This window comes from Streptomyces sp. V4I23 (genome assembly GCF_030817975.1).
Classification (GTDB): domain Bacteria; phylum Actinomycetota; class Actinomycetes; order Streptomycetales; family Streptomycetaceae; genus Streptomyces.
In genome coordinates this window covers 5,327,554-5,349,896 of the sequence record NZ_JAUSZW010000004.1, presented here as the reverse complement: position 1 = coordinate 5,349,896, position 22,343 = coordinate 5,327,554, and the positions used below count along the sequence as shown (strand labels likewise).

Sequence of the window (22,343 nt, the reverse complement as noted above, 5' to 3'; positions counted from 1 at the left end):
CTTCCCCAGGACCGGACGGGGCCTTTGCCATGCCCCAGATGTCAGGCGCGGCGGAGGCGGGCCGCTCGGGCGATCGTGACGACCGCCTTCTCCAGGGCGTACTCCGCGTCGTCGCCGCCGCCCTTCACCCCCGCGTCGGCTTCCGCGATCGCCCGCAGCGCCATCGCGACGCCGTCCGGGGTCCAGCCGCGCATCTGCTGGCGGACCCGGTCGATCTTCCACGGCGGCATGCCCAGCTCGCGCGCGAGGTCGGCCGGCCTGCCGCCCCGCGCGGAGGACAGCTTTCCGATCGCGCGCACACCCTGCGCCAGCGCGCTCGTGATCAGCACGGGGGCGACACCGGTCGACAGCGACCAGCGCAGCGCTTCCAGCGCCTCCGCCGCCCGGCCCTCGACGGCCCGGTCTGCGACGTTGAAGCTCGACGCCTCGGCGCGGCCGGTGTAGTAACGCCCGACGATCGCCTCGTCGATCGTGCCCTCGACGTCGGCGGTCAGCTGGGACACCGCGCTCGCCAGCTCCCGCAGGTCGCTGCCGATGGCGTCGACCAGGGCCTGGCACGCCTCGGGCGTCGCGGACCGTCCCAGCGCCCGGAACTCGGAGCGGACGAAGGTGAGCCGCTCGGCCGGCTTGGTTGTCTTGGGGCAGGCGACCTCGCGCGCGCCCGACTTCCGGGCCGCGTCGAGCAGCCCCTTGCCCTTGGCACCGCCGGGGTGCAGGAGCACGAGCGTGATCTCCTCCACGGGGGCGTCGAGGTACGCCTTGACGTCCTTGATCGTGTCGGCCGACAGATCCTGCGCGTTGCGCACGATCACGACCTTGCGCTCGGCGAAGAGTGAAGGGCTCGTCAGCTCGGCGAGCGTGCCGGGCTGCAACTGGTCGGCGGTGAGGTCGCGCACGTCGGTGTCGGCGTCGGCGGCCCGCGCGGCGGCCACCACCTGCTGCACGGCGCGGTCGAGGAGCAGGTCCTCCTGGCCCACGGCGAGAGTGACGGGGGCGAGCGGGTCGTCTGTCGAATTCTTCCTGGCCATCGCGGTCAAGCATCCCACGGGCCACTGACACCCTCCGGCGCGTCCCGCGGCATACCGGAGAATGGGCCGGTGAACGAACGACATGTACTGGTGCTGCCCGACCGTGACGCCGCCGAGGAAGCGGCCGAGGAGCTGGCGGAACGCTTCGGCGTCACGGACGAACCGCAGCTGGTGCGGGACGCGCTGGCCGGCGAGGACGACGCCGAGGACGCCCAGTGGCTCGTCGTGGTGGAGGACCCCGAGGGACGCCTGGACGCGAGCGCGCTCGACGAGTTCGCCGCCGGGTACGAGGGCTGGCTCGAGGCGCCGTGACCGAGGGCGCGGAGGCCGGGCGGCGGCCCGCCTGAGTTCCTCCGCGCCGGCCGCGCAGGACCCCTCGAGCGGGACGGTGCGCCGCAGGTCCGGATCGGACCTGCGGCATCGCCTCAGCCGGCTGCCGGATCGGGCGGAAGCCGGTCGAGCACCAGCCCGAAATGCTCCTCGTACGCGGCCAGTACCGCCGCGTCGCCGGACAGCTTCCGCTCGTGCCGCTCACCGTGGGCGGTGACCACCAGCTTGCGTCCGCTCAGGGTGACGCGGCCTTCGGGAGTCAGCCGCGAGCAGACGAGGGAGCGGGTGAACTGCGAGGCCGGCGACGTGCGGTGGTACCAGGCCCCGGCCTCGAAGTCGGTGAGGTCACGCGGCCGGGTGTCGATCCGGAACTGCCGCCTGCCGTCCCGCAGCAGGTCGAGGTCCCCGTACTGCGCCCGGGCCACGATCCGGAACACACCGGCCGGGTCCTGCTGGTCCTCCCTGTCGTCCAGCGCGAGCGGATGATGGCTGTGGTCCCCGAACCCGACGTCCGCCAGCCACGGCCCGGTGCCGTCGACCGTCTCCACGCGCAGGGTGAGGTGGTCGTACGGAATCCCCAGCCGCCCGCCGTCCCCGAAGACACGCGCCTGGTAGAGCGTCACGGTGAAGCCGAGAGCGCGCAGCAACGCCGCGAACGCGCCGTTGAGTTCGTAGCAGAAGCCGCCCCGCCGGGCCTCCACCACCTTGGCGACGAGCAGCTCGTCGGCGAGGACGATGTCCTCGCCCCGGTGGATCGACAGATTCTCGAACGGCACCGTGCGCAGATGCCGCAGCTGGAGCTCGCGCAGGGCCGCCGCGTCGGCCCGCGCCGGTCGGCCGGCGCCGATCCGGCGCAGGTACGCGTCCACGGTCTGCGGCGAGAGCACGGGCGGCGGCTGCCGCTCCTGTCCTGGTGTTCCCATGTCGGCAGTCTCGTCGGTCGCGCGCCGCAATGCCATGCGCCGCAGGTCGGAGCCCCGGCGGCGTACGGTCCCGGGCCTCCCGGCGGAACGCGTCGGTCTCCGGACCCAGGGCTTCTTGGACCCGCGCGGCCGGTGCGTGGCCTTCGCTGCCTGCAGGACCCCACTGGCCGCCCCCGACCCCGGAGCCGCCGCCGGCCCGGAGCCGCCGCCGCGCCCGTCCGGACCGGACCCGGCCTAGGCCCCACCGGGCCCCGCGCGGGTCGTGACCCGCAGGCGCGGGCCCGCTCCGGCCACCGCGATCGCCCCGTCCCGGTCCGTACGCAGCACCATCGCTCCCTGGGACCGCAGTAGCCCGACGGTCCCTGGCGCCGGGTGACCGTACGGGTTGTCGCGGCCACAACTGATGAGCGCCAGCCTCGGCCGGACCCCGGCAAGCAGCGCGGGGTGCTGGTACGCCGAGCCGTGATGGGCCACCTTGAGCACGTCCACTCGCGGTATCACCGGATGCGCCCGCATCAGCGCCTGCTGGGCGGGCGGTTCGAGGTCGCCGAGGAGCAGCAGTGACAGACCGCCCGCCGCGCGGACCAGCAGGGCGACGCTGGCGTCGTTCGGGCCCTGCGGCCTCAGGCCCGCCCCGGCGTCCGGCCACAGCACCTGCCAGTCGATGCCGCCCGTGCGGCGGCGCTCGCCCGGTGCGGCGCGCGCGACGGGCACCCCGGCCGTCGCGGCGATGCGCCGGACGAACTCTGCCTGCCCGGCAGGCTCCTGAAGGGTTGTCGTCTGAATGATCCCGACGCTCCTTCCTCTGAGCGCGCCGGGCAGCCCGGCGACATGGTCGGCGTGGAAATGCGTGATCAGGAGCAACGGGATCCTTGTCACGCCGAGCTCCCGCAGGCAGCGGTCCGCCAGCTCCGGGTCGGGGCCCGCGTCCACGACCACGGCCGTACCGCTCCCGGCCGCGAGGACGGTGGCGTCTCCCTGCCCGACGTCGCACATCACGTAGTCCCACTCCCGCGGCGGCCAGCCGCTGATGACCCCGGTGACCGGCGGCGGGCGCAGCACCACCAGGAGCAGCAGCAGTGCGCACAGCGCGCCTGCCAGCGGATGGCGTGGCAGCCGCCGGACCAGGAGCAGCACCACGGCCGTGACCGCCGCCAGCAGCAGCCCGCCGGTCCAGCCGCGCGGCCAGCCGGCGTCCGCACCGGGCAGCGCCGCGCCGGTCCGCGCCACGGAGGCGATCCAGCCGGCCGGCCACCCCGCGCAGCGAGCCAGCACCTCCGCGACCGGTATCGCCACCGGCGCCGCCGCCAGCGCGGCGAAGCCGAGGACCGTGGCCGGCGCGACGGCGACTTCGGCGATGAGGTTGCAGGGGATCGCGACCAGGCTGACGCGGGCGGCGAAGACCGCCACCACAGGTCCGCAGACGGCCTGTGCCGCGGCGGCCGCGGCCAGGGCCTCGGCGAGCCGTGGCGGCATGCGCCGCCGCTGGAGAGCGGCGCTCCACCCGGGCGCGACGGTGAGCAGCGCCCCCGTGGCGAGCACGGACAGCACAAAGCCGTAACTCCGCGCCAGCCACGGGTCGTACAGCACGAGCAGCAGCACGGCGGCGGCCAGCGCGGGGACGAGCGATCTGCGGCGGCCGGTCCCGACGGCGAGCAGGGTGACGAGCCCGCAGGCCGCTGCCCGCAGCACGCTCGGCTCCGGCCGGCACACGACGACGAACGCGAGCGTGAGCGCGCCTCCGAGCAGGGCCGTGCCGCGCAGGGTGATGCCCAAACGGGGTGCGAGGCCGCCTCGTTCCGCGAGCAGTGCCCTACCGGGTGGGCCGATCAGCAGGATGAGGACGATCGTGAGGTTGCTGCCGGACACGGCCAGCAGATGCGTCAGGTCCGTCGCCTCGAACGCCTCGTGCAGGTCCTCCGGCACGCGGGAGGTGTCGCCGACGACCAGGCCGGGCAGCAAGGCCCGGGCGTCCGGCGCCAGATCGTCGGTGGCCGCGCGCAGCCCGGCGCGCAGGTCGCCCGCCATGCGCTGGAGGGCGGTGGGTGGTCCGGTGATCCGCGGTGGCCCGGAGCCCTGGGCGCGCACCACGGCGGCGATGGGGTCGTCCGGCCGGAGCGGCGGTACGAGCCGGCCGGCGAGCCGCAGCCGGGTCGAGGGCAGGAGCCGCCGCCAGTCCGCGACCGCTCCGCCCGCGGGCACCATCACGAGGACCGGTGTCCGTGTGCCGGTGGTGACGCCGCCCGGTCCCGTCACGCGCGTCGCCTCGGCGTTCAGCACGGTCACTCCCGGCGCCATCCGGTTGCCGACGACCTTGGGCCGCACGGGTCTCGGGTCCGAGGTGACGGTCAACTCCAGTGTCACGTGAGCCTGCTGACGGGCGAGCTCGGGCAGCGGCCCCCAGCGCACGTCGGCACTGTGCAGCCCCGCCGAGGCCGCCGCGGCGGCGGCGCACAGCAGCACGCCGACGACGGCAGTGGCGTTGAGCCGCAGGCGCGAGCCGTCCCCGTCGGGCCGCCCGCGCGAACCCTCCCCGTCGAGCCGCCCGCGCGAACCCTCCCCATCGAGCCTCAGGCGCGAGCCGTCCGCGGCCAACCGCTGCGAGAAACCTTCCTCTTGGGGCCACCGGCACGAGCCCTCCGCGCCGAGCAGCGCAGGCGTGCCGTCTCCCCCGGAGCCATGCGACGACGGTGCTCGGGCCCTCCACCGCCGGCGTGCGACCAGCACGAGCGGGATCGTGCCCGCCGTCACGATGCATACGGCGACACCCGTCGCCGTCCACCGGCCCGGAGCGGCGACGGCGAGCGCCGCCGCTGCCCAGGCCGCCAGGGCGGGAGGGACGAGACGCAGATCGGCGGGTCCCTCCTGACGCGGTGCCGCAGCGCCCAGCCGGTTCCGCGACACGGCGTGAACGGCCGCCCGTGTCATGGACGCACCCGGTTCTGCAGATCCGCGAACCGCCGGTCGCCGATCCCGTTGACCTCGCGCAGCTCGTCGACCGAGCGGAAGCCTCCGTTTCTGGTGCGGTGGTCGATGATGTGCTGGGCCAGAACTGGGCCCACGCCCGGCAGCGTCTCCAACTGCTCGGCGGTTGCGGTATTGAGGCTGATCGGTCCGGTCGCCGCCCCGACGGGGCCGGTACCCGTCGGGCCGGGCGGCCCCGCCCCGGCGACGGACGGCGGCGCACCGACCACCACCTGCTCCCCGTCCATCAGCACACGTGCCCGGTTGAGGCCCGTCACGTCCGTCCCCGTCGTCACTCCCCCGGCCGCCTCCAGCGCGTCGGCCACGCGGGAACCGGCGGGGAGGCGCAGCACGCCCGGCCTGCGGACCTTGCCGCTCACGTCCACCACGATCCGCGCGGACGGCCGGACCTCGGCGGGGGCGGGGACACCGGGCGTGGGCGCGGATTCCGCCACGGGGTCCGGCGGCGGCTGCGCGGCGCCCTGCTGGACCACCTCCGGGGCCCGTACGGCCTGCGGCCGCCCCGCCCAGAAGTGCTGGGCCGCAAAGACGGCGCCGACCACGAGAACGACGGCCAGGGCGGCGAGCGTCCGCGGTTCGAGCCCGCACCTGAGCTGTACCCACACGGGCAGACGCTCGCGCAGCGCGAGCCACCGTGCTGCGCTGCGCGGTCCTGTGGCTGCGCGGCCGTCGTCGGCCCGGTCGCCCACCCCTGTCGCTTGGCCGTCCGCGCCGGGGCCGCGCCGTCCGCCGCCATGGGACGGTGCGCGCAGCTCCGCCGCGGCGGCACGGGCCGCCGCGACGGGGACGGGCCGGTACGCCGAAGTGTCGGGGCCGGGGGACGGGGCACGCCTCGCCGGGACGCCTGGACGGGCCGGGGGGTCGGGAGCCGACGTGATGGTGCGCGTCGCGGGGTCCGGCCCCGCGGCGGGCCGGGCTCCCGCGAACAGTGCGTCGGCCCTCCGGCGGACGGCGTCGGCGCCGGCGGTCGACGCCCGGCCGCCCCTCAGCCGCCCGGGCCGCAGAAGACGGCGGTCCGCGGCAGCGATCGGCTCACCCGCCCTCGATGCGGCCCCGCCCACGGTGCCCCATCCCCCGGTTGCCCCGGGGCCCAGGCCGGAACCGGAACGCACCACCCCGGTCGGCGTGCCACCAAAATCCGCACGCGCTCCCACCGTCGGACGCCCCATCACCGGACGCACCCCGCCGGGCGGCCCCGCACCCGCCTCCGGAAACCAGTCCGTCAGCGGCCCGGCCCTGCCGGCCGGGTCGGCTCCGGAGGTTCGTGCGTCAGGGCTTCCCGTGGCGCGGTGACGGCCCCTCGGGGCGAGGCGCAGGCGGCCGTGGTGCCCGTGGCGCGTGCGCCCGTCGGAGGCCGGGGCACGGCCGGGTCCACTCGTCGCGGAACGTGATCGAAGAGTCATGCCACAGGACGGTAGGCACATGTGCCCGAATCCGCTGAACAGGCCCAATTCCTGTGGACAGAGCACCAGTTGTGGACATCTCGGCCACTCCCCCGAGTGACCACCGCTGCGGCAGCGCGGTCACCACCACCGGCAACTCGCCTAGGGCACCGCCGCCTCGGCGCATACGGCGCCGGTCCCTCAACGAGCCGAGACCACAACTCCCAGCAGGCCCGGCCCGGTATGGGCACCGATCACTGCGCCCACCTCGCTCACATGCAGGTCGGCCAGTCCGAGCACCCGGTCGCGCAGCCGGTCCGCGAGCGCCGCCGCCCGCTCGGGTGCCGCGAGATGATGGACCGCGATGTCCACCGGAGCCGCACCGGCCCGCTCGGCGACGATCTCCTCCAGCCGGGCGATGGCGCGCGAGGCGGTCCGGACCCGCTCCAGCGGTTCGATCCGGCCCCCTTCGAGCTGCAGAAGCGGCTTCACGGCGAGCGCGGAACCCAGGAGGGCCTGCGCCGCGCCGATCCGGCCGCCGCGGCGGAGATAGTCGAGGGTGTCGACGTAGAAGTAGGCGGACGTGCCCTCGGCGCGCTTCTCGGCCGCCGCGACGGCCTCGTCCAGGGAACCGCCCGCCTCCGCCGCCTCTGCTGCGGCAAGCGCGCAGAAGCCGAGCGCCATGGCCACCATGCCCGTGTCGACGACCCGCACCGGCACGGGTGAGTCCTTCGCGGCGAGCACCGCGGCGTCGTAGGTCCCGGAGAACTCGGACGACAGGTGCAGCGACACGATCCCGGTCGCACCGGTCTCGGCGATGGCCCGGTACGTCCGCACGAACGTTTCTGGGCTGGGCCGGGACGTGGTCACCGGCCGGCGCTTCTGCAGCGCGAGAGCCAGCGAGCGCGCCGAGATCTCGGTGCCCTCCTCCAGCGCCTGATCGCCGAGCACGACGGTCAGGGGGACCGTGGTGATGCTGTGCCGCTCCATCATCTGTGGCGGCAGGTAGGCCGTTGAATCGGTGACGATAGCGACATGGCGGGACATGAGCGGGAGGTTACCCGCAGCAGGTGCCGGGCGGCAGCCCGGCCCTGCCCGGCATTCCTCCGAGGCGCGCAGGAGACCGGCCCGAAGGGCGGCTCGGCCGGCCGTCCCTGATCAGTTGGAGGTCTCGCGGCGGGCGGACTTCTGCCACGGATAGGCGGTCTGCTGCCGGGGGTCCCGTGCCGTGATGGCCTGCGGCTGCCCCGGAGCCGACTGCTCCGGTGCCTTGTCCGGCTCCGCCCAGTGTTGCTCGGCCGGCGCACCGGGGGCGCGCGATGCGGCGCCGCCGACGTCCGCGGCGCGGCCCGCGTCGTGGTCCGGACCGGAGGCCGGGGCATCGGCCGACCAGTGCCGCAGCGCCCCGGCCTCCATGTCGATCTGCGCGCTGAGGATGTCCAGCTCGTCCTCGGCGAACTTGCTCGCACGGTCCCTCGCCGCCCAGCGCAGTGATTCCGCGGAATGCGTGATCCGCTCCGTGCGGTCGCGCAGGCCCGGCAGGAGCGAGGCGACCGTCGCCCGGTCGGGCTCGCGCTCCAGCCGCTTGAGCTCGGCGTCGAGCTCCTGTCCGTGGGCGCTCAGCCGCCGGAACAGCGCCAGCGACTCGGAGAGCGACGCGTCCTCCGTCACACCCGCCTGGAGCGCTTCCTGCGTCGCCCGCATCGATGTGCGCAGCGCCAGCCGGAGCTGCGCCAGCTCGCCGCTCACGCCGCCCTGTCCGTAGCTCTTCGCCCGCAGTGTGGTGTCCTCGACGGTGCGCCGCGCCTGGGTGACCGTGCGCTCGACGCCGCGCTTGGCCGCGCCCACCGCCTTGGCGGCGACATACACCCCCAATGCCACGAAGGCGAAGAAAAGCAGCGCCAGGATCGTGATTACGGCTCCGGCATCCATGAACGCCCTCCGGCATCGGTTCTGGTTCTTCCCACGGTAAACGGAAAGGGCAGGCCGAGGGTTCCACCACAACCCTCGACCTGCCCCTAGGGGAGAACCCCGGTCCCGCTACGCGGGAACGATGTTGACCAGCTTCGGCGCCCGCACGATGACCTTGCGGATGCCCGCACCGCCCAGCGCCGCGACGACCGCCTCGTCGCGCAGCGCCAGCGCCTCCAGGTCCGCGTCCGTGATCGAGGGGGAGACCTCCAGGCGCGCCTTGACCTTGCCCTTGATCTGCACGACGCAGGTCACGGTCTCGTCCACGACGTACGCCGGGTCGGCGACCGGGAAGTCGGCGTGCACGACCGAGTCGGTGTGGCCCAACTTCCGCCACAGCTCCTCGGCGATGTGCGGGGCCAGCGGGGCGATCAGCAGCACCAGCGGCTCCGCTACCGAGCGCGACAGCGGGCCGGCGGTCTTGGTCAGGTGGTTGTTCAGCTCGGTGATCTTGGCGATCGCCGTGTTGAACCGCATGGCCGCCAGGTCCTGGCCCGCGCCGTCGATGGCCTTGTGCAGGGCACGCAGGGTGTCCTCATCGGGCTCGGCGTCGACGACGGTGACCTCGCCGGTCGACTCGTCGACGATGTTGCGCCACAGCCGCTGCAGCAGCCGGTACTGGCCGACGACCGCACGCGTGTCCCAGGGACGCGACACGTCCAGCGGGCCCATCGCCATCTCGTACAGCCGCAGGGTGTCGGCGCCGTACTCCGCGCAGATCTCGTCCGGAGTGACCGCGTTCTTCAGGGACTTGCCCATCTTGCCCAGCTCGCGCTTGACGGGCTCGCCCTCGAAGAAGAACTTGCCGTCGCGCTCCTCGACCTCGGTGGCCGTCACGGGGAAGCCGCGGCTGTCCCGGTAGACGTACGCCTGGATCATGCCCTGGTTGTACAGCTTGTGGAACGGCTCGGCGGACGAGACGTGCCCCAGGTCGAACAGCACCTTGGACCAGAACCGGGCGTACAGCAGGTGCAGCACGGCGTGCTCGGCACCACCCACGTACAGGTCGACACCGCCGTGCGGCTGCCCCTCGCGCGGGCCCATCCAGTACTGCTCGGTGGCCGGGTCGACCAGCTTCTCGCTGTTGTGCGGGTCCAGGTAGCGCAGCTCGTACCAGCACGAACCCGCCCAGTTCGGCATGGTGTTGGTCTCGCGGCGGTACTTCTTCGGGCCGTCGCCCAGGTCCAGCGTCACGTTGACCCAGTCGCCGTTGCGGGACAGCGGCGTCTCGGGCTGGGTGTCGGCGTCGTCCGGGTCGAAGGTGCGCGGCGAGTAGTCGTCGACCTCCGGCAGCTCCAGCGGCAGCATCGACTCCGGCAGGGCGTGCGCGACGCCGTCCTCGTCGTACACGATCGGGAACGGCTCGCCCCAGTAGCGCTGGCGGCTGAACAGCCAGTCGCGCAGGCGGAAGTTGATGGTGCCCTCGCCGATGCCCTTGGCGACCAGCCACTCAATGATCCGGCTCTTGGCCTCGGCGACCGCCAGACCGTTCAGCGAGATCTCGTCGTTGGCGGAGTTGATCGCCGGCCCCTGGCCGGTGAACGCCTCGCCCTCCCAGCCCTCGGGCGGCTGCACGGTGCGGATGACCGGCAGCTCGAAGGCCTCGGCGAACTCCCAGTCGCGCTCGTCCTGGCCGGGCACGGCCATGATGGCGCCGGTGCCGTAGCCCATCAGCACGTAGTCGGCGACGAACACGGGGATGCGGGTGCCGGTGACGGGGTTCAGCGCGTAGGCGCCGGTGAAGACACCGGTCTTGTCCTTGTGCTCGGTCTGCCGCTCGACGTCGCTCTTCGTCTGGGCCTGCTTGCGGTACGCGGCGACGGCGTCGGCCGGCGTGGCCGCGCCGCCGGTCCACGACTCCTTGACGCCCTCGGGCCACTCGGCGGGCAGGATCGAGTCGATCAGGCCGTGCTCGGGGGCCAGCACCATGTAGGTCGCGCCGAACAGCGTGTCCGGGCGGGTGGTGAAGACGGTGATCTTCGCGTCCGAGTGGCCGACCACGGAGAAGCCGACGCGGGCGCCCTCGGAGCGTCCGATCCAGTTGCGCTGCTGCAGCTTGATGGCCTCGGGCCAGTCCAGCGCGTCCAGGTCGTCCAGCAGCCGGTCGGCGTAGGCGGTGATGCGCATGTTCCACTGGCGCAGCTTGGCCTTGAAGACGGGGAAGTTGCCCCGCTCGGAACGGCCGTCGGCCGTCACCTCCTCGTTGGCCAGCACCGTGCCCAGGCCGGGACACCAGTTGACGGGCGCTTCCGAGGCGTACGCCAGGCGGTACTCGCCCAGGACGTCGGCGCGCTCCTTGGCGCTCAGCTCGCTCCACGCGCGCGTGCCGGGCACGGACCGCTCACCGCTCTCGAACAGGGCGACCAGTTCGTCGATCGGGCGGGCCTTCTTCGCCTCCTCGTCGTACCAGGAGTTGAAGATCTGCAGGAAGATCCACTGGGTCCACTTGTAGTAGTCCGGGTCGATCGTGGCGAACGAACGGCGCTTGTCGTGGCCCAGACCCAGCCGGCGCAGCTGCGCCTTCATGTTGACGATGTTCGCCTCGGTCGACACGCGCGGGTGCGTGCCGGTCTGCACGGCGTACTGCTCGGCCGGCAGGCCGAAGGCGTCGAAGCCCAGGGTGTGCAGGACGTTGTGCCCGGTCATGCGCTGGTGGCGGGCGAAGACATCGGTGGCGATGTAGCCCAGGGGGTGACCGACGTGCAGGCCCGCACCCGAGGGGTACGGGAACATGTCCATGATGAACTTCTTGGGGCGAGCGGCCACGGCCGGGTCGCCGGCCAGGTCACCGCTCGGGTTCGGCGCCTCGTAGATCCCCTCGGCGTCCCAGAAGTCCTGCCAGCGTGCCTCGATGTCGGCCGCCATGGCAGCCGTATAACGATGCGGGGCTGCTGCCTCGGCAGCAGAAGTCATCTCGGTCATGATCCTTAAAAGCTCCATCGATCGTCTCTGCCAGCTGCCGCTGATTCATCCGGTGACGAAATGAAAAATCCCCTCGCACAGGAGGGGACGCCGCGCCGATTCCGACGGGTCTTTCATCCGTCGGGACTGATCAGCGCGGCCCGCTAAGCAGAAGGCGTACGGCACGCATGGCGTCAGGGTACCGCAGCGGGGGAAGTGGCCGCATTCGCCGTCCACGGCGCCCGTGACCGGGCCGGTCGGCGGCTCGCGAGCGATCTTGGATCCGCCTTACTCCGCGTATCGACCCTATACAGGGCAACCCCCGGGTCAGTTGCCGCTGCTTCCCCGCGAATAACCCTGAAACCTCGTACCGGGCGGTATGGGTCGACCTAGAGTGCGTCAACGGGACAGCTTTCCCGCACCATTCGGAGTCGCCCCATGAACCCTCGTATCAAACAGCGTTTGTCGCCGGGCCCAGGGCCCGGACTCGGCCGCCCGGTGCAAGGCGGCCTCTACGCAGCCGCATTGATCCTCATCCCCGTGCTCGCCATCGGGGGCAGCGACAGCTTTCGCGCCGCGCTCGACTTCACCACCGGGGTTCTGTCCCTGGTGTCGCTGACCGCATCCGTCGCGTGGGGTCTGATCGCCACCGACCGGGTCCTCCTCTCCCCACGCCACCGTCTGCTCGCCCAGGGCATCCACCGGACGACCGCGGTCGCCTCGCTCGGCTTCCTGCTGCTGCACGCCACCGTGAAGGTCTCGCTCGGGCACGTGGCGGTGATCGGCGCGCTGATCCCGTTCGGGCTCGGGGTCACGGGCACCTCCGCCCTCATCGGCTTCGGCTCGCTGGCCGGCTTCCTCATGGTGGTCGCCGCCACGACCGGAGCGCTGCGCAGCGCGCTGGCGGGCAACATCCGTGTCGCCGGCCGCTGGCGGCCGCTGCACATGCTGGCCTATCCGGCCTGGTGCTTCGCCCTCGTCCACGGACTCTACGCGGGTCGCCCGGCGGCGACCTGGGTCGTCACCATGTACTGCCTGGCCCTGCTCGGAGTGGCGGCCGCGGTGTCGGTCCGGTTGCTGCCGCGGCCGGTGCAGCGACGCGTCGCCGCCCGGATCATGTCCCTGACCGGCGTCGGCGACGGCGGACCGCCCGCCGCCGACGAGCAGGCACAGCGCGATCCGATCATGTCGCCGCTGCCCGGCGCGGGCGGACTGAACGGGACGGGCCGCTCGCCCGTATCCGCCGGCATGGACCGCATGGACAGGGCGAACGGCATCCCGTCGCAGCGCCCGTACGAGCAGGATTTCCAGCCGCCGCTCGGACAGGCGCGCGCGCAGCCGCCCCGGCTGGCCGCACCCTCGCCGCAGCTCTACGAGGCCCCTCCGCCGCCGGACGCCGAGCCGACAGTGGTCCCCAGCGGTTCCGGCACCGGACGCGGCCCCGGCATGGCCGCGGCCTACCGGGCCGTGTCCCTGGCGGCCGACGCCGCCGCCCCGCTCGCCGAGCGCGTGCCGATGACCGAGGAGATACCCGTGGTGTCCGAGACGGGACCCCGTCCGGGCACCTGGCCCACCCCCTCGCCGCCTCCGCCGGCCCAGGCCGTACGCCCGGAGCCGGCATCCCCGCTGTACGACACCCCGCCCCCGCCACTGTTCGACTCGGCCCCCTCCTACGACACCCCGCCCCCGCCGCCGTTCGACCCGGCACCCTCCCACGACACCCCGCCCCCGCCAGGGTCCGACCCGGCCCCCTCCTACGACACCCCGCCCCCGCCACTGTTCGATCCGGCCACCTCCTACGACACCCCGCCCGCGTACGGCGCCACCACGCCGTCCTACGGCTCCACGGCGGCCTACGACACCACCGGGGCCTACGACACCACCGCCGCCTCCTACGGCGCCGGCGGTGCGGATGAGGCCGCGTCACCGCCCCCGTACGACGACCGCTCCGCGTACGGAACCGGCGGCCCCGCCGCGTACGACGAGACAGCGCCGATGCCAGGGCCCCTGTTCCAGCCACCGGCCGGAGAGCCCTGGAACGCACCCGCAGGAGACCGACCGTGAACGCCCCGCTCCCCGACGTCCCCGAGGTCCGCGTCGTCGGGCTCCCCCAGCTGACGCAGGGCTTCGACCTGGTCGAACGCCTCGACCTGCAGATGCACCTGAAGGTCCACGGGCCGCTGGAGCCGGTCAGCGGCGAGCGGCTGGCCCAGCTGGCCGAGGAGATATCGCTGACCGGCCGCGGCGGCGCGGGGTTCCCGTTCGGCAAGAAGCTGCGCGCCGTAGCCAAGTCGGCGATCCGGCGTGGCGTACGGCCCGTCGTCGTCGTCAACGGCAGCGAGGGCGAGCCGGCCTGCCGCAAGGACACGGTGCTGCTCAACCGCGCGCCGCACCTCATCCTCGACGGTGCGCTGCTGGCCGCCGAGGCGCTCGGCGCACGCACCCTGGTCGTCGCGGTCACCCGCAACTCCACGGAGGTCTCGATGCGCGCCGCGCTCGCCGAACGCGGCCTGAACGACCGGCGCGGTCAGCAGCTGCGCGCCAGAGTCGTCCGCACGCCGGAGCGGATGGTCTCGGGAGAGGCGTCCTCCGTCATCCGCGCGGTCAACGGCGGCCCCGCGCTGCCGCCCGGCCGCCGGGTGCGCGCCGCGGACTCCGGCGTCGGCGGCGCGCCCACACTGCTGTCGAACGCCGAGACGTTCGCGCAGCTCGCCGTCGCCGCGCGCATCGGCTCACGCCGCTACGCCCACACGGGCCTGGACTCCGAGCCCGGCACGGTCATGCTGACGATCTCCGGCGCGGTCTCGCGGCCCATGGTCGTCGAGGTGCCCACGGGCGTCCCGCTGCGGTACGTGCTCCAGCTGGCCGGTGCGCCGCCGCTGCCGCAGGGCGTGCTCACGGGCGGCTACCACGGCAACTGGATCGACTCGGTCGCCGTGCACGAGGCGGTCGTCTCCAAGGCGTCCCTGGCGTCCGTGGGAGGTGCCCTGGGCGCGGGGGCGATCCTGCCCATCGGCCCGGAGACCTGCCCCCTGGGCGAGTCGCTGAGGGTGGCCAACTGGCTCGCCGCGGAGACCGCGGGCCAGTGCGGCCCCTGCAAGCTCGGCCTGCCGGCCGCGGCGGGCGGTCTGGCCGACGTGATCAACGGCGGTGGCCCGGCGGCACTGGAGGCGCTGCGGGAGGTGACGGGAGCGGTGAAGGGCCGTGGTGCGTGCAAGCACCCCGACGGATCGGCCCGCTTCTTCGCGTCCACCCTGTCCGCGTTCACCGACGACCTCGCGGCCCATGTGCTGGACGGCGGCTGCGGTCGGCCGGTGACCGGTGTGCTGCCTCTGCCGCTGCCCGGTTACGAGGAGGCGGAGGAGTCCATTCCCAGCGGCGAGAAGGTCTTCATCGACTGGACGCTCTGCCAGGGGCACGGCCTGTGCGCCGACATCATCCCGGAGCTGATCCGGCTCAACCCGGACGGCTACCCGTCGGTGGCCGACGCGGTGGTCCCGATGCACATGCGGGGGCGCGCGCAGCGTGCCGTGCGCCGCTGCCCGGCGCTCGCGATGCGGATCGAGCAGGTGGCCGCCCCCGCGCCGGAGCCGTCGCGCCCCGCGCTGCCCAGCAGCAACCGCAAGGCCCTCGGCAGCGGCCGGAGTTGACCGAACGCACCGACACGAAGAAGCGGGCCACCCGATCCGGGTGGCCCGCTTCTTCTTCTGTGGAGCTAAGGAGAATTGAACTCCTGACCTCCTGCATGCCATGCAGGCGCTCTACCAACTGAGCTATAGCCCCTTGCTCTGTGTCACTTCCGGGTCTCCCCCGCGGCGACGTAGAGAACATTAACGCCCTCGTCGGCGCATCTCCAAATCGTTTTCCTTCGAGCCCGACAACTCCCGGATTGTCCGCTTCGGGGGCGGGTGGGGCAGGGAGGGGTCAAGCGGTCGCGAACGAGTAGAAACGCTTGAGGGTGCAGTGCTCGTCCAGCAGCCGGCCGTAGATCGGCTCCCCCTCGAGCTCCCGGTAGGTCTCGATGGGGTCGCCTTTTATGATCAGCGCCCGCGCGCACTCCTCGCACCAGTACTGGTACTCCGGATTGACCGGATCCATGTCCCTGACGATCGGCGTACCGCTGCCGCACCAGTCGCATTTCCGCCTGTGGGCACCCATCATTCAGCTCCAGCTGTGGCCGCAGGCCGTGCACACGTAGGAAACCCCTCCGTTGTCCCCGAGGACCTGGGCGACATGGGCGGAACCGCAGGAAGGACAGCTGAGGCGAGCACGTGCCTCCGCCGTGGCAAGCAGGTCATCGGCAGCCTCCCCGGCTTCCTCGCCGCTGGCGGACATCGTGCGCTCCCTCCCGTACCGCCGGTGGCCCTCCGGCCGTCCGATTCTGCCATGGCCACGCAAGGAGGTCAGCGGCGTTTGCGAACGAGACCGGCCACGGCCCCCAGCCCACAGGCTGCCGACAGCGCGAGCGCGGTCACCCACAGGGCGTTCGCGGATCCCTGGGGACCCGGTTCGGTCAGCCGGCCGAGGAAGAGCGTGCCGAACACGGCTACGCCGATGATCTGCCCCAGCTGGGTGACGGTCACCAGCAGCCCGCTCGCGTCCGCGGCGTCCTCCTGCCGGACCTTCGCCAGCGCGCCGGTCAGCGTGGGGCTGTAGGCGGCCGCCATGCCCACCCCGCTGGCCACGAAGGCCGCGTACAGCAGCGGACCGCCGCCCCCGCCGTCCCGCAGCAGCGCGCCCACGGCGGCGATCCCGAGCCCGGTCACCACGAACCCGGCCGGGGCCAGGGCCGGTTGCCATCCGGCCGGCCAGCGCCGCCAGGTCATCGCCACGGCGCCGAACACGACGGCGGACGGCGCGAACATCACCCCCGCACGCAGCGCGCTGTACCCCAGACCGCCCTGGACGTGGAGCGTGACGGTGAACAGGAAGGCGGCGTTCACCGCCATGACGACCGCGATCCTCAGCGCCGCGAGGCCGATTCCGGGGCTGCGCAGCACCCTCGGCGAGATCAGGGGCGCACCGCCCCGGCGCGCGAGCCGCGCCTCGTGCGACAGAAGGCCACCCAGGACCACCGCCGCCGCGGCCAGCGACAGCCAGGACCACAGGGGCCGGTCCCGCTCCTGCCCCAGGACCAGCGGGACGGTGAACAGCGACACCGCCGCCGCGAGCAGCACCAGACCGGGCAGGTCGAGACCGCCGGCGCGCACCCCGGCCTCGCGACGGTCCCGGGGCAGCACCTTCGCGCCCAGGAGCAGGAGGGCGAGGCCGATGGGCACGTTGACGAGGAAGACCGGCCGCCAGCTCGTGCCGAACAGGTCGGCGCTGACCAGGATCCCGCCGACCACCTGACCGGCGGCTGCGCCGCTCGCGAGGACGGCGGAGTAGGCCCCGAGCGCCCGGACCCGGCCCTCCGCGGTGAAGTTGCGCTGGACGAGGCTGAGCACCTGAGGGATCATCAGGGCCGCTCCGGCTCCCTGGAGGAATCGGAACGCGATCAACTGCCCGGTGCCGGCAGCGAGTCCGCAGGCGAGCGAGAAGGCGGTGAAGGCCGCCAGGCCGCCGAGGAACACGCGGCGGTGGCCGAGCATCGCGCCGAGGCGTGCGCCGGTGATCAGCAGGACGGCATAGGCGATGGTGTATCCGGCGACGACGAGCTGCAGGTCGGCGCCGGACGTGCGGAGTTCGGCACGGATCGTGGGCGCCGCCGCGTTGACGATGAAGGTGTCGAGGAGCGCCATGAACTGGGCGGCGAGCACGGCGGTCAGCAGCAGCCGGGGGCCGCCGCTGTCAGTGGCGGGGTCTTTACTTGATCGCGGGGCACGGGGAACGGTCGTCGTCATGGCGGTGAGACTGCCGCGCCCCGGATACGGGTGACGAGAGCCCGTCGATGCTGGTACTGACAGCACCTGGCAACGGCGGACCGCTGCTTCGACGATGGGGGTGTGACCACGGTGACGACGGGGATCAGGGGCGGGGCGGCGCACCCGCGGCGCCGCTCGGAGCTCGCCGCGTTCCTGCGCAGCCGCCGGGCCCGGGTGACACCGGCCGACGTCGGCATGCCACCGGGCCTGCGGCGGCGCACGCCCGGTCTGCGCCGTGAGGAGGTCGCGCAGCTCTCGGGCGTCGGCGTCACCTGGTACACGTGGCTGGAGCAGGGCCGCCCCATCAACGCCTCGGCGCAGGTGCTGGACGCCGTGGCCCGCACCCTGCGGCTCGACCAGCCCGAGCGCGAGCACCTCTACCACCTCGCGGAGGTCCCGTACGCGCCGGACCTTGCGGACGAGGAGCAGAGCGTCGGACCGGAGATCCAGGGCTTGATCGACGCGCTGGACCCCCACCCCGCGGTCGTCTACAACACCCGCTACGACATCCTGGCCACCAACCCCGCCTACCGCGACCTCTTCGAGCTGGACCGCCCGGAGGCGCTCGGCATGGGCAACGTGCTGTGGGCGCTGTTCACGGTGTCCGAGGCGTCCTGCCCGGTCGTCTTCCGGGAGTCGGAGCTGCCGTTGATGGTGGCGCAGCTGCGCGGCGCCTACGGACGCCATGTGGGCGAGCCGGCCTGGGAGTCGTTCGTCGAGCGCCTGTCGGCGGCCAGCCCGTTCTTCGCGCGGCTCTGGGAGAGCGGCGACGTCGTTCCGCCGGGGCCGCGGGTCAAGACGTTCCGTCACCGGGCGGTCGGCGAGGTGCGGATGACGTCGGTGTCGCTGTCGATCAACGGGATGCCGGAGTGCCGGATCGTGGCGTACACACCGGCCGACGAGGAGAGCGGCGCGCGCATACGGACGCTGCGCGCGAGGCGGGACTGACGGCGTGTTTAGGGGGCTGCGCCCGCCGGTTCCGGCACTCTGCGGGGACCACCGGTACCGACGCGAAGATCCCGCCCCCTGCCGGGGACGGGATCCTGATTGTGGAGCTAAGGAGAATTGAACTCCTGACCTCCTGCATGCCATGCAGGCGCTCTACCAACTGAGCTATAGCCCCGCGCGTTCTTCGCGCTCCGCGCTGCGAACAAGAAGAACTTTAGCCTGCGACCTGCCGGAAAGTGAAATCCGGGTCCGGGGGCCGCCCCGGCGGTGGTCGCCGGGGCGTGGCCGGTGCCCGGACCGGCACCTTTCGCGCGGCAGAACAGGACCTGCCGGGACGGCGGTGCGGTCTCAGGTGTCGTCGCCGAGCACCGGCTCGGGCAGCGTCCCGGCATTGTGCTCCAGCAGCCGCCAGCCGCGTGCACCCTCGCCCAGCACCGACCAGCAGCAGTTCGACAGACCGCCGAGGCTCTCCCAGTGGCGGGCCTCCAGGCCCAGGAGCCGGCCGATGGTCGTGCGGATGGTGCCGCCGTGGCTGACGACGACGAGCGTGCCGTCGTCGGGCAGCTTGTCCGCGTGGTGCAGGACCACGGGCGCGGCCCGGTCCGCGACCTCGGTCTCCAGCTCGCCGCCGCCCCTGCGCACGGGCTCGCCGCGCTTCCAGGCGGCGTACTGGTCGCCGTACTGCGCGACGATCTCGTCGTGGGTCAGGCCCTGCCAGACACCCGCGTACGTCTCGCGCAGCGCGGCGTCGTAGGAGATGTCGACGCCGGTGACGGTGGCCAGCTCACCCGCGGTCGCCGCGGCACGCTTGAGGTCGGAGGCCACGATCGCGTCGGGCTTCAGCGACGCGAGCAGCCTGGCCGCGCGGCGCGCCTGAGCGACACCGTCCTCTGTCAGCTCGATGTCCGTGGAGCCCTGGAAGCGGCGCTCCAGGTTCCAAGCGGTCTGTCCGTGGCGCCACAGGACCACACGACGGCCCCGCTTCCTGCTGGTGCGGCCGTCACCGGCCGCACCCCCGCCGTTGATGCCGTTCAGCTCAGCTCCCCTTCCGCTTCCTTCCCGGCGAGGCGGGCGTGCTCCTCGGCCTTGCCGCGGGTCTTCATGGCGTCCTCGGGCAGCGGGAGCTCCGGGCAGTCCTTCCACAGGCGCTCCAGGGCGTAGAAGACGCGCTCCTCGCTGTGCTGGACATGGACGACGATGTCGACGTAGTCGAGCAGGATCCAGCGGGCGTCGCGGTCGCCCTCGCGGCGCACCGGCTTGGCGCCGAGCTGCTTGTTCAGCCGCTCCTCGATCTCGTCGACGATCGACTTGACCTGGCGGTCGCTGGGAGCTGAGGCGAGCAGGAAGGCGTCCGTGATGGACAGCACGTCGCTGACGTCGTACGCGATGATGTCGTGCGCGAGCCGGTCGGCGGCCGCCTGGGCGGCGGTGTTGACGAGCTCGATGGAACGGTCCGTAGCGGTCACAAGCAGGCTTTCGTCGGCGGTCAGGAACTCTCCAAGGGTCTCACGGACCGCCGACAGACCTCGCCGTGATTGTTGGGGACGCGTCAGCACGGGGGCCCGGCGCCGGGCGCCGGGCCCCGGATCAGTCCCCGGTGTCGCCCTCGAAGTCGGAGCCCAGGACCACGGACACATCGGCGTTCGCGGCGGCCTTGCCCTTCTTCACCGCGTCCGCGGACAGACCGAGCGTCTTCGCGACCTCCTGGGCCTTCGCCTTCTGCGCCTCGTCACCATAGGTGACCTGCGAGGCAGCGGCCGGGTCCGCCTTGCCGCCGTCGATGACGGTGTAGCCGCCGTTGACGAGCGAGATCCGGGCCGTCTCCGTGGCCTTGTCGTCGCCGGTGGCGTTCTTGACGCCGACCCGCACGGCCGCGCCCTGCTCCGGTGCGCTGACCGAACCGCCGAGCACGTCCTTGACCACGCTGTTCGCCGCCTGCTCGGTGAGGGTGCCGTCCTGCTGCACGGGCAGCAGAGCGGTCTTGTAGTCGCCGCCCTTGGCGTGCTCGGCGAGCTGGGCGAGCGAGCTGCCGAGGTCCCTCTCGTTCAGGGAGGGGTCGAGGATCTGGGCGAGGGTCTCGACGACGACGGTCGCCGACTCTGCGTCGTCCGGGAGCTTCTTCAGCACGCCCTGCATGACCTGACCGAAGCGCTGCAGCTGCTTCTCCTCGGCCTCGCCGGGACCGGAGTACGTCGCGTAGGCGACGGCGGCACGTCCGTCGAGCGTCTGGTTCTCCCCCTTCTTCACCAGCGGCTCGTCGCCCTTCTTCGCACCGGGCACCTCGGTGTCGGTGGTCAGGTCGATCGTGCCGACCAGTTCGACGAGGTTCTCCAGGTACGGGGTGTCCAGCCGCCAGGTGCCGGAGATCTTCGCACCGAGCAGGGTCCCGATCGCCTCGCGGGTCCCGGTGGACCCGTCGTCCTCGACCGACTTGCCGAGCGTGGTGGCGGTGCCGTCGTCGTTGGCGACGGAGAGGGTGTTCGGGAGCAGGACGGTCGTGCCCTGCCCCGTGGTCACGTTGTCGACGAGGAGCGCCGTCGAGGTCCGCTCGCTCTTCGTGTTGTGCAGGTGCACGACGATGACGTCGCGCTTCTGCGGGCCGGCCGCGGTGCCGCCGGTGCTCTCGGTGCCGGACAGGCCCGGCAGCTTGCCCGCGTACCAGAGGTAGCCGGCCCCGCCGACGAGGACGAGCGCGAGCGTGACGACGAGCGCGACGACGCGGTTGCGGCCGCGGCGCTTGGCCTCCTCACGGCGCTCGGAACGGCTCTCGGTGAACTTGAGCCAGTCGATGACGTCCTCGGAGTCCTCGTCCGGCTCCTCGATGAAGGAGAACTGCTCGGTGCGGTAGTCGCGGTCGTCGCCGTCCCCGCCGCGCCGCTGTTCCGGCACTGCCGCCGGATCGGGCGCGGCCTGGGCCTGCCGGCCGTCGTGGCGGCCCTGCTGCTCCGCGGGGGCGGGCTGCTGGTTCGGGATGTTCCACTGCTGGGTGGTGTCGACGGTCGCGGGCTGCGTGCCCGTGTCGTAGCCGTACCCGTCGTAGCCGTAGCCCTGCTGTCCCGGGGGCGCGGCGTACTGCTGGGCGCCGTACGGGTCGTACTGCCCGTACTGGTCCGGGCGGCCCGCCGCGTCCTGGCCCTGCTGGGGGTACGGGTCGTAGCCGTAGCCCTGCCCGTCCGTCTGCTGAGCCCCGGACTGAGGGTGCTGGGACTGCTGCTGTCTGTAAGGGTCGTACGGCTGGGGCTGCTGGTAGACCGGCTGTCCGTACTCGTCGTAGCCGACGATCTGCGGCTGCTGGTAGTACGGGTCGTAAGGATTCTGCTGGTCGTTCACCGGTGCCCCTCTCCGTGGCTCACTCGCCGCGGTACAGCTGGCGCTTGTCGATGTAGCGGACCACACCGTCCGGCACCAGGTACCAGACCGGGTCGCCCTGGGCGACCCTCTCACGGCAGTCGGTGGACGAGATCGCGAGCGCGGGGACCTCCACCAGGGAGACGCCTCCCTCGGGGAGCCCGTCGTCGGTCAGGTCGTGGCCCGGCCGGGTCACACCGATGAAATGGGCGAGCGAGAACAGTTCTTCGGCGTTGCGCCAGCTGAGGATCTGGGAGAGCGCGTCGGCGCCCGTGATGAAGAAGAGATCCGCGTTGTCGTTGAGGGAACGCAGTTCACGCAGCGTGTCTATCGTGTACGTCGGCCCGGCCCGGTCGATGTCGATGCGACTCACCGAGAACTGGGGGTTGGAAGCCGTGGCGATGACCGTCATCAGATAGCGGTCCTCTGCCGGTGACACGATCTTGTGGGTCTTCTGCCACGGCTGCCCCGTCGGCACGAACACCACCTCGTCGAGGTGGAACAGGGCGGCCACCTCGCTGGCGGCCACCAGGTGCCCGTGGTGGATCGGGTCGAACGTCCCGCCCATCACACCGAGCCGGCGCTTGCCGGTACCGGAACCCGTGGCCACGTTCTGCTCTCCCATGCGTGCAGAGCCTACTGGCACGGGCGGCCGGACCGGAC

Annotated in this window: 17 protein-coding genes and 2 tRNA genes; 4 read left to right on the top strand and 15 right to left on the bottom strand. The window is 72.7% G+C overall.

Going from position 1 to position 22,343, the window contains the following annotated elements; all coding sequences use genetic code 11:
• Nucleotides 1-41: 41 nt before the first annotated feature.
• The gene (gene holA, locus QFZ82_RS26550; RefSeq protein WP_307715545.1) at nt 42-1,028 is read right to left on the bottom strand and encodes a DNA polymerase III subunit delta; all 987 of its coding nucleotides are present in this window, start codon (nt 1,026-1,028) and stop codon (nt 42-44) included.
• 69 nt (nt 1,029-1,097) lie between these two features.
• On the opposite strand from holA, the gene QFZ82_RS26545 reads away from it, so the two are divergent.
• Nucleotides 1,098-1,340, top strand: a complete 243-nt coding sequence (locus QFZ82_RS26545; RefSeq protein WP_177152413.1) for a hypothetical protein — start codon at nt 1,098-1,100, stop codon at nt 1,338-1,340.
• A gap of 113 nt (nt 1,341-1,453) precedes the next feature.
• On the opposite strand, the gene QFZ82_RS26540 is transcribed toward QFZ82_RS26545, so the two are convergent.
• From QFZ82_RS26540 to leuS, 6 genes are all read right to left on the bottom strand, one after another.
• Nucleotides 1,454-2,281, bottom strand: a complete 828-nt coding sequence (locus tag QFZ82_RS26540; protein ID WP_307715544.1) for an arylamine N-acetyltransferase — start codon at nt 2,279-2,281, stop codon at nt 1,454-1,456.
• A 234-nt stretch (nt 2,282-2,515) separates the two neighbouring features.
• Entirely contained in the window at nt 2,516-5,209 is a 2,694-nt protein-coding gene (locus QFZ82_RS26535) for a ComEC/Rec2 family competence protein (RefSeq protein ID WP_307715543.1), read from the bottom strand.
• Nucleotides 5,206-6,327 carry a ComEA family DNA-binding protein gene (locus QFZ82_RS26530; RefSeq protein ID WP_307715542.1) on the bottom strand — a complete coding sequence of 374 codons (1,122 nt, stop codon included), beginning with the start codon at nt 6,325-6,327 and terminating at the stop codon, nt 5,206-5,208. Before QFZ82_RS26530 ends, QFZ82_RS26535 begins: the two co-directional genes overlap by 4 nt.
• Before the next feature lie 522 nt (nt 6,328-6,849).
• Nucleotides 6,850-7,695: a DegV family protein gene (locus tag QFZ82_RS26525; RefSeq protein ID WP_307715541.1), complete on the bottom strand. Its 846-nt coding sequence runs from the start codon at nt 7,693-7,695 to the stop codon at nt 6,850-6,852.
• A 111-nt stretch (nt 7,696-7,806) separates the two neighbouring features.
• Nucleotides 7,807-8,580 (bottom strand): hypothetical protein, encoded by a 774-nt coding sequence (locus QFZ82_RS26520; protein WP_307715540.1) that lies wholly within the window; start codon nt 8,578-8,580, stop codon nt 7,807-7,809.
• A 108-nt stretch (nt 8,581-8,688) separates the two neighbouring features.
• Nucleotides 8,689-11,541 carry a leucine--tRNA ligase gene (gene leuS, locus QFZ82_RS26515; protein WP_307715539.1) on the bottom strand — a complete coding sequence of 951 codons (2,853 nt, stop codon included), beginning with the start codon at nt 11,539-11,541 and terminating at the stop codon, nt 8,689-8,691.
• Between the two features lie 519 nt (nt 11,542-12,060).
• On the opposite strand from leuS, the gene QFZ82_RS26510 reads away from it, so the two are divergent.
• Nucleotides 12,061-13,584: a hypothetical protein gene (locus tag QFZ82_RS26510; protein WP_307715538.1), complete on the top strand. Its 1,524-nt coding sequence runs from the start codon at nt 12,061-12,063 to the stop codon at nt 13,582-13,584.
• Nucleotides 13,581-15,170, top strand: coding sequence for an NADH-quinone oxidoreductase subunit NuoF family protein (locus QFZ82_RS26505; RefSeq protein ID WP_307715537.1), 1,590 nt, complete (start codon nt 13,581-13,583; stop codon nt 15,168-15,170). Before QFZ82_RS26510 ends, QFZ82_RS26505 begins: the two co-directional genes overlap by 4 nt.
• Nucleotides 15,171-15,230: 60 nt before the next feature.
• Here the strand turns inward: QFZ82_RS26505 and QFZ82_RS26500 are convergent.
• The 3 genes from QFZ82_RS26500 to QFZ82_RS26490 all read right to left on the bottom strand — a co-directional run bounded on the left by QFZ82_RS26500 (nt 15,231) and on the right by QFZ82_RS26490 (nt 17,363).
• Nucleotides 15,231-15,303 (bottom strand) — tRNA-Ala (locus QFZ82_RS26500).
• Nucleotides 15,304-15,444: 141 nt separating this feature from the next.
• On the bottom strand, nt 15,445-15,618 hold the full coding sequence (locus QFZ82_RS26495; protein WP_018846673.1) for a hypothetical protein: 174 nt from the start codon (nt 15,616-15,618) through the stop codon (nt 15,445-15,447).
• A 305-nt stretch (nt 15,619-15,923) separates the two neighbouring features.
• Nucleotides 15,924-17,363 (bottom strand): MFS transporter, encoded by a 1,440-nt coding sequence (locus tag QFZ82_RS26490; RefSeq protein ID WP_307715536.1) that lies wholly within the window; start codon nt 17,361-17,363, stop codon nt 15,924-15,926.
• Between the two features lie 102 nt (nt 17,364-17,465).
• Here QFZ82_RS26490 and QFZ82_RS26485 point away from each other — a divergent pair, with 102 nt between their 5' ends.
• Nucleotides 17,466-18,332, top strand: coding sequence for a helix-turn-helix transcriptional regulator (locus QFZ82_RS26485; RefSeq protein ID WP_307715535.1), 867 nt, complete (start codon nt 17,466-17,468; stop codon nt 18,330-18,332).
• A 102-nt stretch (nt 18,333-18,434) separates the two neighbouring features.
• Here the strand turns inward: QFZ82_RS26485 and QFZ82_RS26480 are convergent.
• The 5 genes from QFZ82_RS26480 to nadD all read right to left on the bottom strand — a co-directional run bounded on the left by QFZ82_RS26480 (nt 18,435) and on the right by nadD (nt 22,305).
• Nucleotides 18,435-18,507, bottom strand: a tRNA-Ala gene (locus QFZ82_RS26480).
• Nucleotides 18,508-18,680: 173 nt separating this feature from the next.
• Complete coding sequence (locus QFZ82_RS26475) at nt 18,681-19,358, bottom strand: histidine phosphatase family protein (RefSeq protein WP_373429444.1); 678 nt, start codon at nt 19,356-19,358, stop codon at nt 18,681-18,683.
• Nucleotides 19,359-19,363: 5 nt separating this feature from the next.
• Entirely contained in the window at nt 19,364-19,798 is a 435-nt protein-coding gene (rsfS, locus tag QFZ82_RS26470) for a ribosome silencing factor (protein ID WP_307715534.1), read from the bottom strand.
• A gap of 121 nt (nt 19,799-19,919) precedes the next feature.
• Entirely contained in the window at nt 19,920-21,662 is a 1,743-nt protein-coding gene (locus tag QFZ82_RS26465; protein WP_307715533.1) for an LCP family protein, read from the bottom strand.
• A 19-nt stretch (nt 21,663-21,681) separates the two neighbouring features.
• Nucleotides 21,682-22,305, bottom strand: a complete 624-nt coding sequence (gene nadD / locus QFZ82_RS26460; RefSeq protein WP_307715532.1) for a nicotinate-nucleotide adenylyltransferase — start codon at nt 22,303-22,305, stop codon at nt 21,682-21,684.
• Nucleotides 22,306-22,343 lie beyond the last annotated feature (38 nt).

Coding starts and splice junctions, on each gene's coding strand:
- holA (WP_307715545.1), bottom strand. CDS start 1,028: ATGGCCAGGAAGAATTCGACAGACGACCCGCTCGCCCCCGTCACTCTC.
- QFZ82_RS26540 (WP_307715544.1), bottom strand. CDS start 2,281: ATGGGAACACCAGGACAGGAGCGGCAGCCGCCGCCCGTGCTCTCGCCG.
- QFZ82_RS26535 (WP_307715543.1), bottom strand. CDS start 5,209: ATGACACGGGCGGCCGTTCACGCCGTGTCGCGGAACCGGCTGGGCGCT.
- QFZ82_RS26525 (WP_307715541.1), bottom strand. CDS start 7,695: ATGTCCCGCCATGTCGCTATCGTCACCGATTCAACGGCCTACCTGCCG.
- QFZ82_RS26520 (WP_307715540.1), bottom strand. CDS start 8,580: ATGGATGCCGGAGCCGTAATCACGATCCTGGCGCTGCTTTTCTTCGCC.
- leuS (WP_307715539.1), bottom strand. CDS start 11,541: ATGACCGAGATGACTTCTGCTGCCGAGGCAGCAGCCCCGCATCGTTAT.
- QFZ82_RS26495 (WP_018846673.1), bottom strand. CDS start 15,618: ATGGATCCGGTCAATCCGGAGTACCAGTACTGGTGCGAGGAGTGCGCG.
- QFZ82_RS26490 (WP_307715536.1), bottom strand. CDS start 17,363: ATGACGACGACCGTTCCCCGTGCCCCGCGATCAAGTAAAGACCCCGCC.
- nadD (WP_307715532.1), bottom strand. CDS start 22,305: ATGGGAGAGCAGAACGTGGCCACGGGTTCCGGTACCGGCAAGCGCCGG.